The following is a 12,664-nucleotide window of genomic DNA, read 5'->3' as shown; positions in this document are numbered from 1 at the left end:
AGCGTCAGACGATGGCCCACCCCGGAACTCTTGCCCCGTCGGCCTCTCAGCGCACGACGTCGGCGACGACCCTCCAGGGCCTCCGCCGCCTCCGCCTCAGACCCCCAGGCAGTCGTGTTCACCCCTGACCGCACAACGCCACCTACAGGAAGCAACCCATCCAGAAAGGGTCAGTGGTGTGTCCTATCGTTCGCACCATGGCGCTCACAGACATCACTGCTTCAACGGTCATGCAGGCAATCGAAGAGTTCGACCGGCGGGGCCGCGGCGCCTTTCTGGAGGCCCACGGCTTCGGACACTCAGTATCAGTGCTCCGTGAACTGGGTTTCACCGTGGTCGACGAACTTAAGGATCAGTCTTGAGGCACCGGCCCAAAATTCCCATCGCAAGTTGCGGCCAGCCGTCGGCATGCACAAACTGGCGGAAGGCCCGGTTTCTGGGGAGCAACTCCGGGCTCCCCAGGCACGCCCATGAGCTTCGGCGGAGTTGAACCGTCGGCATCCCACGACCGAGCCTCGTCGGTGCCGTGCTCTCCGCGCAAGCGGAGGTGAACCGGGAGCGTGGTGACTTCGGTGATCGATGACGTGGTGCTCTCCGCGAAAGCGGAGGTGAACCGATGCTGCCGTGAGGTCGACGGCTGTAGCAGATGTGAAAACGGCCGCACAGGCTCTGCCCCGAGTGCCGGGGCGGAACGTTTGGACGTTGGAAGGGGAATCAGCTGCGCAGGGAGCTGAAGTACCCGGCGGGCAGTGATGAGACCTGCGGTTCTCTCGCTCGGTGCGTGGTGTGGATGTGCGCGGACGTTCCGATGAAGACGTCCAGTGGACGCGTAGTGGACAGAAGGATCGGTATGGATCAGGAAAGCCAAAGTAGAGACGGGACACCTTCGCTTTCCTGACCTGCGAAAACGCGAAAACCAGAGCAGGATCGGGACGGGTGGGGAAGATCCTCAAAGGACTCATAATCCGTCGGCCGTGGGTTCGAGTCCCACCCGCCCCACCGTGCACTCCTGTGAACTGCGGAAACGTCTCATCTGGGGTGCGGATTCAGGGCGTTGGTCCACGGGGCTGAATCCGTTGCTCGTGAGTTCGACTCCGCTGCCATCGGCGTTAGTTGAGGACACTCTGACCTGCGCAGACGTATCGTCCCATGGCTGGAGGATGGCGTCGTGGGTGGGCTGTGCGAGCGTCTGGACGTCGAATTCTGGACGCTGGCTGGACACGAGGATCCGGAAGTGCTGCCCGGTGACCTCGGGTGTCGGGAGACGGCCCAGGCCCCTGTGTACTGACCGCCATGAGGCAGGGTCGGTCAGAAGCTCGGTGCTCGTCGGTGCCGGGCGAGTTCTACTGCTTGAGGTCGATCGTGCGGACCGGCTGGCCCGTCGTGCGAGCGATGGTTTCGAAGTCGTGGTCGTAGTGGAGCAGGGTGAGTCCTGCTTCTTCCGTGGCGGCTACCAGGAGGTCGACGGGGCCCGCGCTGCGGTGCTCCCCCTTGGCGGTCAGTTGTTCCTGGATGGTGCGTGAGCGGCGGTAGACGCCCTCGGGCATGGGGCACCAGGTGTAGTGGGCGTCGAGTGCCGCCTTCAAGCGGACGCGGTCCGTGGCCGAACGATCCGAGTAGAGGACTTCCAGTTCGGTGAGGTCGCAGATCGCGACGAGGCCGCACGTTTGACCTGGGTGTCGGGCAGCTGGACTCCTGGGAGTCGCGCTCCAGTACTTCACCGTCCAAGGCGCACAATCACCGCACCCGCGAGCGCGCCGTCCATCAGAAGCTCAAGCTCTCAGAGTACGGGCTCTTCGACGTCGAGACCGGTGACAAGATCGTCTCCGAGACCGAGGAGGAGGTCTGCGCGCAGCTCGGACTGCCCTGCGTCGCGCCGACCCTGCGCGAGGACCGCGGCGAGATCGAGGCCGGGCTGCGGGTCGAACTGCCCGCACCGATCACAGAGTCGGACCTGCGCACACCCATACCGACCTCACCGTCGGGCTCGCCCCGTCGGCCTCGGTTCACTCGCACGTCAACCTGGGGCGTGACGCGCTGACCCGGCGGCGGGCACGGGGTCTGCGAGAACCCGTACGTCGCCATCACGGGCCACCCCGCCTCCCGCCTCATCGGCAGGCGCCCCGGCATCGATGCCGAACCCGACGCGGTCTTCGCCGCCTGCGCTTGCAGCGGCACCGCTCTGGAGATCAGCGCCCACCCGCACCGGCTCGACCTGCGCGACGAGGAGTCCTGCGGGCAAGGCGGCAGGGCGTGAGGTTCGCCATGAACAGAGACTCCCCGCAGTCTCACCACCGGAGAATGTGATCAACACCTGGCCGGAGCGGCGGTCGCGGGGTTTTCTGCGGAAGAGGAAGCTGTGACGGGCGAGGCTGCCGGACCGTCGAGCGTACCGGTCGGCAAGTCGTCGGAGGAAACCGGACAGATCCTACGGAAGGTGGATGTGGATTGATCTGATTCGCATAAAATTGAGATATGTGCGCCACCCCAGCGAATAACCTGCCTGCTCCGATCAGCACGTTCGTGGGCAGGCGGCGTGAGACCGCCGAGGTCCGTCGCCGTCTGGAGACGGCGCGACTGCTGACACTCACAGGGCCGGGCGGGGTGGGCAAGACCCGGCTGGCCATGGAGGCGACCGCAGCCTCGGTGAAGGAGTTCCCGGGCGGGGTGTGGTTGGTGGACCTGACACCGGTGCAGGACCCGTCGGCGGTGGCGTCCGCGATCGTGTACGCCCTGAGGCTGGCGGAGCAGGGCTCCCTGGCTGGCCTGGAGCAGCTCGCGGGATATCTGTCCCGGCGCCGGGCACTGCTGGTGCTGGACAACTGCGAGCACCTGCTCGACGCCTGCGCGCAGGTGGTGGTGGGGCTGCTCTCCGCCGCGGCCGAGCTGCGCGTTCTGGCGACGAGCCGGGAGAGGCTGGGTGTCACCGGCGAGCACGTCCTTGTCGTGGACCCCCTGCCTTCGGACGAAGCGGTGGAACTGCTGCGGGACCGGGTCACCGCCGTTCGGCCGTTCTTTGAGATCACCGAGGCGGACCGGCCCGCGGTCATCCGGCTGTGCGAGGACCTCGACGGACTGCCGCTGGCTATCGAGCTGGCCGCGTCGCGGCTGCGAAGCTTCACCTTTGAGCAGGTGGCAGACCGGCTGGAGAACCGGTTCGCGCTGCTCACGGTCGGTTCGAGGGGCGCGTCGCCGCATCAGCGCACGCTGCGTGCGACGGTCGAGTGGAGCTGGGATCTGTGCAGTACCGCCGAGCAGCTGTTGTGGGCCCGGTTGTCGGTGTTCGCCGGTGACTTCACCCTGGACAGCGTCGAAGGCGTCTGCGCGGGCGACGGTATCGATCCTGACGAGGTCATGGACCTGCTGGACCGACTGATCATGCGCTCTGTCGTGCTGACGTGCGAGGGACGGAGTCCGCTGCGCTACCGGCTACTGGCGACCATCCGGCAGTACGCGCGCGAGCGGCTCGTCGAGTCCGGCGAGGAGGAACGGCTGCAATTGCGCCACCGGGACTTCATCCTCGCCCTCGCCCAGCACATCGACGACTGCTGGTTCGGCCCCGACCAGGCGGAAGCACTGGAAAGGCTGCGCGCTGAACACCCCAACCTGTTGGCGGCCCTGGACTGCGACGCCGACAACCAGGCCAGACTCGCCCTGGTCACGGCGCTGAGCCACCACTGGCACACGGGATTCCTCCGCGAGGGGCGTCGGCAGTTGGAGCGGGCGCTCGCCGCAGCGCCCGAGCCCACGCCGACCCGCGCCCGGGCGTTGATCCTCGGAACCTGGGTGCCTCTGATGCAGGGCGACCTGACCGTGGGTGACCGGTGGCTGGACGAGGCGGACGAACTGGTCAGGGAACTGGACCGGTGTGCGGAGCGTGACTTGCTGCGCGCCTTCCTGCACGGCTTCCGCGGCATTTCGGCGCAGCACCAGGGGCGAGTTGGGGAGGCAACGTCTCATTACGAGCAGGCGGTGGCCGCCCTGACCGAGCTGGGTGAGGAGCGCGAAGCGGCCGGCTGGCTGATCGCATTGGCCCAAGGGCAGCTCATTTCCGGGGACTCTCGCGCATCGGACACGGGCAGGAAGGCCCTCGCCATCACCGAGGCATACGGGGAGCGGTGGGCGCGCGCGCGTCTGTTGCTGGCGCTCGGCAACAACGCCTGGGTCCGAGGCGAAGTGGAGGCGGCCAAATCGCATATCCGGACCGCACTCGAATGCATGCGGGGCTTCAACGACTATGTGTCGGTCGCGTTGATGCTTGAGCAGCTCGCCTGGGCGACCGCCTCCGGCGGTAGTTATGTGCGGGCGGGACGGCTACTGGGCGCCGCGGATGCCCTGTGTCGGGAAGTCGGCACCGTGTTGTCGTCATTGAATCGGCGTATGTCCGATTACCACGAGCGGTGTGAGGAACAGGTTGTACGGGCTGTGGGCCGGGCCTCGTTCACCGAAGCGCTCACCGAGGGTGCCCGCCACGTCGGCCCGGAGCAGGCCATCGACTTCGCCTTGGAGATCGACACTCCCACCGCCACGGCCCCGGTCACCTCGCCCTTCCCGCTGACTCCCCGGGAGCAGGAGGTCGCAGCCCTGGTGGCCAAGGGTATGAGCAACAGGCAGATCGCGTCCGCCCTCGAACGCTCCACGAGCACGGCCGACCGCCACGTCGAGAACATCCTGGCGAAACTGGGTTTCAGCTCGCGTGCCCAGATCGCAGCCTGGTGGGTGGAAAGCCGGGGACGCGTATCCACTGCGCAGGAGTGATGTGCCAGAGGCCGTCCCCTTCCGCATGTGATCCGCTGGTCGCCTGACCGGGATCGGTAGGCTGGCCGGGGCCAGTAGGGCGAGTCCCATGTAGCGGCGGGCCTGTTCCATTCGTCGTTGGTGCGACGCCGGATCTCCTTGTTCAGCCGCTCCTGCGGGTTGTTGGACCAGATCAACCGCCAGATCTCGCGCGGGAACGCAGTGAACGCCAGGAGATCGTGCTGGGCGGTCTCCAAGTGGGCTGCGGCTTTGGGGAACTTGGCTTCCAGCGCGTCCCAGGGCGCGCCGCATCTGGGCCTGGACAGCCTTCGTGTCGGGTTGTTCGAAGACGATCCGCAGCAGCGTGCCACCCAAGGCTGGGCCGACGTGGGCACCTGGCTCAGCAACGCGCCGGCGTAGTGGGTGCGGCAACGCTGCCGCGAAGCGCCGGGTAGCACCGCTCCGATCGTGTTGACCAGACCGGCATGGGCGTCGGATACGACCAGCTGAACGCCGGACAGGCCACGCGCGGAACACAGGAAGGCGAGCCAGCCTGCGGCGTCTTCGCTGGAGGCGACGTCCGGGCAGGGGATCTCGCGGTGGCCGTCGGCGTTGACGCCGACGGCGATCAGTGCGTGGACGTTGATGATGCGGCCGCCCTCGCGAACCTCCAAGATGAGGGCCTGGTCGGCCCGGCGGCGTCGTTCGAGGAGCCAGTGCGGGAAGCAACTGCCCTGGCGCACCTTGGGAATGGCCAGCGCAATGGTCCCGGCCCTCGTGGCCCACTCGCGCGGGCGATATCTGTTGCAGTGGTTGACGCGTTCGTCGCTGACCTGACCGTACTCGGCATTGCAGAAGGCATCGGCCTCCGCGGACATGAGTGCGTCGGCGAACGTCTTGACCATCGCGCGTAGCAGATCGGGACTCGCCGCAGCGTCAGGTGTGGTCATGGTGCTGATCTCCTTCGATACTTCGAAGATCAGCCGGTGGTCGTTCATCTATGAGGGCACCACTCGTACCCTCCACTTACCTGGACGCAACCGCGGGCGGCCCACCGCCAGGGATTTCGGTCTGTGGCGGATGCCTGGGGTGGTCGGTCCGCTCGGATCGTATGGGGGGGCAGCGACCTTCTCGTGATGACCAGGTTGGGGCTGTTTTCATGCCGATGACCTTCGTTGCTGGTCGCGTCGGGTGTGCGGGGCGTCCGCCTTCGGCGGTTTCGCGCGCATGATGACTGAGGCCGTCGAGACCGTGGTCACCCGGCATGTGGTCGTGTGGAGAGGACTCGGTCATCGGGCACGGCGAGAGCCGGCCCATACGAAAGCGCGCGGTGCGGTCCGAGCGGCGGACGGTCGGCCTCGGCCCGGCCCAGGACGCGGGCTCGCGGACCGAGGAGGGCCGGGCGTGTCCCCCGATGTCCGCTGGCGCGATCATGGCCGTGAGCGGGCCGCTACCGGGCGGCGCGCGCAGGACCTCAACCTGTGGATCGGTTTCTGCACTTCTCAGTCGGAGCCGGCCCGGCGCGCTCCAGCAATAGGACGCGCGAGCGCAGCCGGGATGGGCGGGCACACGGCGCCGGGGATCTTGGCGGGCCCTGCAATCGACGTCGGCCGGGGGCGTTATTGCAGGTCAGCGGCGTGGGTAGAACGACCCATGGACCCAAGCGGGCCGACTGGGCAGAACCACCAATGGCGCTGCGTCAGTCCGCACACCCATCATCAGCGGCATGACGCAAGCGGAAGATCAACCCCGGCGGCACCGGCTCGTGCCCGCGAGCCGCTCTGCCCCCGGGCGCCGGTGCATCTGGTTGCGTTGACCAGATCCCGAGGCGGGCTCCTTTCTGTTCGAAGCGGTCCGAGGGTGGCTTCTTCCCATTCCGAAGCCTCTTTCTCGGCGGCGCCTCTGTGTCACTCCGACTCATTGCGGGAGAAGCGACTCATGAAAGTCCTCCTGCGCTTCCGAGAAGGTAATTCCGATGAAGAATCCTGCGCCTGAGCACGTTACGGCACCGAGAGGGCCCCCGCTCCTGGATCGGCCGGAGAAGTACATTCTCCGGCGAGAGTATTCAGGACAATTCAGGCCCCCCGACCGCAGGGGAGGGGTACGGCGAATTCGGTCACGCTTCCGTGACTTCCCAGGAGAACAAGTTGAGACCTCTCATGAGATCCAAGCGTCGCGCAGGAATGCTGGTGGGCGTGCTCGCAGCCGCCGCGATTCCGCTCGCGGCACCCGTATCGGCGTGGGCGGCGCAGCCCTCGGCGCCCGCCGCCGGGACGGCGTCCACCGGTACCGCGCCGACCTCGCAGCAGTGGAACAAGCTCACTGCGCTCGCTGAGTCGCAGGCTTCCGTGCTGGGCCTCTCGAACGGCGCCAAGCCGGTGCTGTCCCTGGCAGCGGACGTCTCCGCCGCTCAGAAGGCCGCCGTACTGAAGGCGATTCCGCAGGGCGTCGACGTCACCGTCAGGATGAGCGGCCTCACCAAGGACAAGGTGAAGCGGATCGAGGAGGCGGCGACAGGCCGCAAGTGGCACTCCGACGCGCAGAAGTACGGCGTCGCCACCACCTACGACAGCGCCACCGGCAAGGTGGCGCTGACCACCGACGCGCCCAGGTCCGCCCTCACCAAGCTGCTCGCTTCCTACCCTGGCGCCGTCGAGGTGAAGCAGGAGCGGTTCGAAGCCCAGAACACCCGGTGGGCGGATGTGTCGCCTTTCTTCGGTGGCAGCTCGATAACGAACGGCGGGGGTGTATGCACCTCCGGATTCGCCGTGCACGACAGGACGAACCCGTTCAAAGAACATCTGCTGACAGCGGCGCACTGCTTCCCGTTCAACAACCAGGTCTGGAACGGGAGCACGCACGGTCCGTCGCTCGGCGTAGTCGAGCACAAGTTCAACTCCATCGACACCGAAATGATCGGCGGAAAGGACTACGACAAGTACATCTATACCGGCGGCTACACCATGAGCACCAGCACGCACTTTATCTACGGGTATCACGGTGCGACGCTCAACCAGCAGGTGTGTGTGAGCGGGCAGACCACACTCGTCCACTGCGGCCACAAGATCACGAACAACGCGTTCAGTGTCGTCTGGCCCAACACCGGCGGTATCGGTCCCCAGCACAACAGTGGATTCCTCTACGAGCGGGGAGGAACCAACAATCCCTGCTACTGCAATGGAACACTCACGCAGGGTGGTGACTCCGGCGCCCCCATCTACGTTCCGGACTCGACCGACAGCGGTGCCATGATCGTCGGTCTGCACAGCGGTCTCATCGGAACCCGCATGGTCGGAGTGAAGATCAGCAACATTCTGAACGACACCTCCAGCACCCTCGTCACCTGACACCGCATCCGGCTCGCCGGACCGGTGCGATGGGCAACGCCCGCCAACGGCCGTGGCGAGTGGGCACCCCGCCTGCCACGGCCGCCGTTGCTGTCATTGTCCGCTCACCCCACCGCCGTGCCCTGGACACAGACGTCCCCGCCCTCAGCGGGCGGCACCGTACTCGCCTGGAGCCTCACCATGACTTCCGCTGGCAACCGCCGCACCACCACGTCCGTCACCCCGACCTCGATCCACCTGCGCCCGAGCATCGAACCGGGCATGCGCGCCCACGTCCGAGCGCGCAGCTGGCTCCTTTTCGGGACGCCCTATCTCGGCCTCCTCACCGTGATCGGCGGACTGCTGGTCGCCCTCGCCTTCATCATCAGCGGCCCGGACATCACCTCAACCGGCACCGCCGCGCTGAGCAACGGCGACTGGACTCAGGCCGATACCTGGGGCGGGCTGCTGGCCAAGAGCGGTACCAGTCTGCTGGCATTCCTCCCCCCGCTCATCGGCGCCTACATCGCCTACGCCCTGGCGGGTCTACCGGCCGTGACCGCCGGCCTGATTGGCGGCATGGCCGCGATCGGCCTCGACATGGGCTATCTCGGCGGCCCGATGGCCGGCGTCATTGCGGGCGTCACCACACTGGCGCTCCAGCGCATCCCCCTTCCGTCGGCTCTGCAGAGGCCCGCAAACACCCTTCTCGTCCCGCTGTTGTCCACCCTCTGCACCACAGCCTCGCTCTTCGCTTTCGTCGCACCGCAGATCAGCGCGTTGGCTCAGTGGCTGCACGATGAAATGGGCCGACTGCAGTTCCAGAATGTCGTCGTACTGGGCCTGGTTCTCGGACTCATGGCATGCGTCGACCTCAACGGGATCCTGGCAGGCACCGCCATGTCCTTCGGGCTGGCAGGCCTCAATGGCGACAACCCCGCCGACGCCGCACCGCTGAACCTGACCATCATGGCAGCGGTCGTGGCAGCCCGCATGGTCCCTCCGCTGGCCATGTCGCTGGCCACGCTCGTGCGCCCCAAGCTGTTCAGCGTGGCGGAACGCGACTGCGGCAAGGTCGTATGGCTGCTCGGCGCGGTCGCCGTCCCAGAAGGCGCCCTTCCCTTCGCTTTCGCCGCCCCCCTGCGGGTGATCCCGGCCTGCATGGCCGGCGGGGCAGTCAGCGCCGCGTTGGTCATGGCCACGGATGCCACCACGTACGTTCCCTTCGGCGGCGTCATGGCCTTGAACCACTTCGGCAAGTTGCCGTTCTTCCTCCTCGCCCTACTGGCCGGCGTCCTCGTCACAGCCTTGCTGACAGTCGTCCTCAAGAGCTTCGGCCACGCGCAGACCACCGCCAAGCCCGTTTCCGGAGCCACGGTCAGGACCAGAGCACGTGTCAAGGCGCCGGCGGCGGGCTGACACGCACCGCGTGACTCGAGGGATGACAGATGTGGGACCCCGACACCGAATACGCCCTGGCTCGCGGCACCCCTGGCCCGCTGGTCCGGCTTCGCCGTCCGAGAACTACCGCGCCCTCCCGTCCTGACCGAACAGGCCGTGTCCTTCGGCGGGAGGTTTCCCTCCGGCACGGCAAAAGCGGGACTTCCAGCACGGACCCATCGAGGCGGAACCCGGCGTCCCACGCCAGGCGCTGCGGGCTCTGGCGGATCGACGGTGGCCAGGCCCGGCCGCCACCCGGGCAGTCGGCCGCCCGCTGCGTGTCCTCGCGGCTCGATGGGACACGGCGATCTTCGCCACGGACCGAGGGCCACGACGGCTGCCCATCTGGCGGATCGAGATCGACGGGGCCGAGGAACCGCTGCGGGTCCTCGATCCGGCGGTCCGCCACTACGGACCGGGCCCACCGGGAGACGGCGACGCGCACCTCCCCGGGGCCTCAGCCCGCCTCGGCCGGGACGGACGCGACGTGGCCTTCGCCTTCATTGGCGATCCGGAGCAGTACACCCACTATCCACAGGCAGCCGTCCTGCAAACGGAGACAGCTGTCACCGTGGTGCCCGTCGCTGTCGACACCGGCCACCTTGTACGCACCAGCCACGCGCAGTGGCGCCAGGTCACCGTACGCCTTGACGCCCCCCCTGGGCGCTCGTGTCCTGGTCGCGTACCGCACCGGATGCCCCGTACCCGTCGCTTCCGGCCGCGAACCCGGCTGCGCAGACACCCAAACGGCAGACGGGAAATCATCCCCGGGCGGGAAAGACGTGAAAAAGCGTTCGAGTTCGACTCGGGGACGACCTGATAATGGGGCGACCTGAACGCCCATTTAATTAGGGCGAATCATGAACCGCTGGCCGGATGCTCCAGAATTTTGATTCACGACATGAAAGGGTTGTGAATCAAGCGGTGAGGTCCCAGAATTACATTCCGAATCCGCCGTAAAGATGCCTGCAATGCGCTGGCGGAAATCTCTTCACTCGCATGGGTCAGGGAGAATTTCTCCCTCATGTATGGAAACGAAAATGGAGCGAATAATGCCGAGAAAGACTATCTCCCGGTCGCTGCTGATCGGGGCCGTCCTGTCCGCGTCGCTGGCCTTGGGGGCCGTGCCGTCGTACGCGGACATGTCCCCGCAGGCCGCCGGGATCAGCGACTCCGACTGGTCGCTGGTCGGGCAGGTCGGCAGCTACAACAACGCGTACATGGAGTACGTCGACAACCAGGGTGAGGCCACGTTGGTGTTCACCGGAGGGAACGTCCCCGACCAGTTGCAGTGGCCGTCGGGCTTCCCGGGGTTCTCCAACGCCAACCTCGCTCTCTACGGGGAGTACAGCCAGTTCGCCAGCAACAGCGACATCGACACGACCATCAGCGACACAGCTGCGCGGATACAGGCTGCCGGCTACGGCGCCTCTTCGGGCTACGACCCGGACACCGACGTGGTGGACGTGACCACCGATGCCCCCTCGTCCGTCACCAACCCGCTCGTCTCCACCTACGGCAACAAGATCCACATCGTGGTGGGCACCCCCGCCATCAGTGACTCGGACTGGGCCAGGATCCAGGAGATCGCCGACTACAACGGGGCCTACACGGTGTACCTGGACGCCCAGAACCAGCCCACGCTGGTGTTCACCGGAGGCCAGGTCCCCGCCCAGTTGCAGTACCCGTCGGACTTCCACGGGTTCACCGACCGCAATCTCGCTCTTTACGGGGAGTACAGCCAGTTCGCCAGCAACAGCGCCATCGACGCAACCATTGACGACGTCACCACGCGGATAAGCAACGCCGGCTACGGCGTCTCTTCGGCCTACGACGCCTACACCGATGTGGTGGACGTGACCACCGATGCCCCCTCGTCCGTCACCAACCCGCTCGTCTCCACCTACGGCAACAAGATCCACATCATCGCGGGAAGCCTCGCGACGCAATCTGACGGGACAGGAAATGCAGGCAAGACATCCGGTTCCCCGAAGAAGCACTCCTTCAAGAACCACGCGCCCGGCAAGAAGTCGACCGCGACGAAGCACGCGCCCGCCAGGAAGCCGGCACCCAAGAAGCACGTGTCCGCGAAGCACTTCAAGAAGGCGTCGGCCGCGCCGGGAGCGGTGCACAAGACGCGCTTCACGGTGCCCAAGTAGCGGTAACCGGTCCTGCCGCCACAGCGTGAGGTGTCAGGCCGTCGGCTCGGCGGGGGCTCTCCCGGCCGAGCCGACGATCTTCGCGCCGAGCGGCGTCCTCGGCCGGGCCGTCGTTCTCGTAGCCGCTCGGGATCGATGACGAGTCCGAGGTTCGCCGATTCGGTCCGCTGCGGCACTCCTGAGCATCTCCGTTGACCGCTGCGAGTGGCTCTCGTCTGGGCCGAGGGGACGGCCCGGACCGCAGCGGACTGACCGCCAGGCGGCCGGGTCGGTCAGAAGCGCGGTGCCCGTCGGCACCGCGCGAGCTTTACTGCCTGAGGTCGATCATGCGGACCGGCTGCCCCGTCGTGCGAGCAATGGTTTCGAAGTCGCGGTCGAAGTGGAGCAGAGTGAGGCCTGCTTCTTCCGCGGCTGCGGCCACCAGGAGATCGACGGGGCCCGCACTGCGGTGTTCCCCTTTGGTGGTCAGTTGTTCCTGGACGATGCGGGAGCGTTGCCGGGCCGCAGCAGCGCGGCCTCCGGCTCTCCGGACCCGGCTGGGCTGTAGTCGACGAACGCGACGAGCGGATGGTGACCGAAGGGTTTCTTCCAGGTCGCGGTGGCGTCCTGCTTGTCGGAGTGTGCAACCAGCGGCCCGATCTCCCGGTCGGCTTCCTTGATCTCCTCGTCGAGTGCTTGGCAGCGGTGTGCGAGTCGCCGCAGCAGGGTCCTCACCGCGCAGGCCGATCAGCCAGTTCGCCCGCTGGACGCGTGCGTCGATCAGCTCGCGAGCGGACAGACCTCGCAGCCTGAACGCCGGCCGTGTCTGGTCCCTGACGTCCCGGGCTCTGGAAGGCTTCGGCAACAGCCATCTGGAGGCTGCGACCGACCGGCGGGTCGTACCTGCGCATGGCTGGGGCCGGCGCCGACCAATGCGGAACCGCAGACATAACCGCGGGCCATCGTCTGCGCCCTCGCCGCATGCCTTCTCTAGAGCAACTTCCTTACCGGTTCTGCGCCTTG

Annotated in this window: 6 protein-coding genes and 5 pseudogenes; 6 read left to right on the top strand and 5 right to left on the bottom strand. The window is 66.8% G+C overall.

Translation table 11 applies throughout. The features are described from left to right. Positions 1-197 precede the first annotated feature (197 nt). Positions 198-362 (top strand): hypothetical protein, encoded by a 165-nt coding sequence (locus OG734_RS04390; protein ID WP_330286137.1) that lies wholly within the window; start codon positions 198-200, stop codon positions 360-362. Between the two features lie 981 nt (positions 363-1,343). On the opposite strand, the pseudogene OG734_RS04385 reads toward OG734_RS04390, so the two are convergent. Next, positions 1,344-1,661, bottom strand: a pseudogene (locus OG734_RS04385) (PIN domain nuclease); the annotation flags it as partial. Positions 1,662-1,672: 11 nt separating this feature from the next. Between OG734_RS04385 and OG734_RS04380 the strand changes: the two are divergent. Both OG734_RS04380 and OG734_RS04375 read left to right on the top strand, forming a co-directional pair. Further along, positions 1,673-2,041 (top strand): hypothetical protein, encoded by a 369-nt coding sequence (locus OG734_RS04380; protein ID WP_330293557.1) that lies wholly within the window; start codon positions 1,673-1,675, stop codon positions 2,039-2,041. A 434-nt stretch (positions 2,042-2,475) separates the two neighbouring features. Continuing rightward, positions 2,476-4,758: an ATP-binding protein gene (locus OG734_RS04375; protein WP_330286136.1), complete on the top strand. Its 2,283-nt coding sequence runs from the start codon at positions 2,476-2,478 to the stop codon at positions 4,756-4,758. A 176-nt stretch (positions 4,759-4,934) separates the two neighbouring features. Here the strand turns inward: OG734_RS04375 and OG734_RS47870 are convergent. Further along, positions 4,935-5,411 (bottom strand): annotated as a pseudogene (locus tag OG734_RS47870) (transposase); the annotation flags it as partial. Continuing rightward, positions 5,412-5,687: pseudogene (locus OG734_RS47865) on the bottom strand (transposase); the annotation flags it as partial. A gap of 1,209 nt (positions 5,688-6,896) precedes the next feature. On the opposite strand from OG734_RS47865, the gene OG734_RS04365 reads away from it, so the two are divergent. From OG734_RS04365 to OG734_RS04355, 3 genes are all read left to right on the top strand, one after another. Further along, positions 6,897-8,084, top strand: coding sequence for a hypothetical protein (locus OG734_RS04365; RefSeq protein WP_330286135.1), 1,188 nt, complete (start codon positions 6,897-6,899; stop codon positions 8,082-8,084). A 180-nt stretch (positions 8,085-8,264) separates the two neighbouring features. Continuing rightward, complete coding sequence (locus OG734_RS04360) at positions 8,265-9,482, top strand: fructose-specific PTS transporter subunit EIIC (protein ID WP_330286134.1); 1,218 nt, start codon at positions 8,265-8,267, stop codon at positions 9,480-9,482. A 1,073-nt stretch (positions 9,483-10,555) separates the two neighbouring features. Next, positions 10,556-11,662 carry a hypothetical protein gene (locus tag OG734_RS04355; protein ID WP_330286133.1) on the top strand — a complete coding sequence of 369 codons (1,107 nt, stop codon included), beginning with the start codon at positions 10,556-10,558 and terminating at the stop codon, positions 11,660-11,662. Between the two features lie 307 nt (positions 11,663-11,969). Here OG734_RS04355 and OG734_RS04350 read toward each other — a convergent pair. Beyond that, positions 11,970-12,158: pseudogene (locus OG734_RS04350) on the bottom strand (PIN domain-containing protein); the annotation flags it as partial. Further along, positions 12,140-12,292, bottom strand: a pseudogene (locus OG734_RS04345) (IS1380 family transposase); the annotation flags it as partial. The pseudogenes OG734_RS04350 and OG734_RS04345, both read right to left, overlap by 19 nt. Between the last annotated feature and the right edge of the window lie 372 nt (positions 12,293-12,664).

The organism is Streptomyces sp. NBC_00576, from assembly GCF_036345175.1.
Taxonomy (GTDB): Bacteria; Actinomycetota; Actinomycetes; order Streptomycetales; family Streptomycetaceae; genus Streptomyces.
This window is presented reverse-complemented; position numbering and strand designations above follow the sequence as displayed.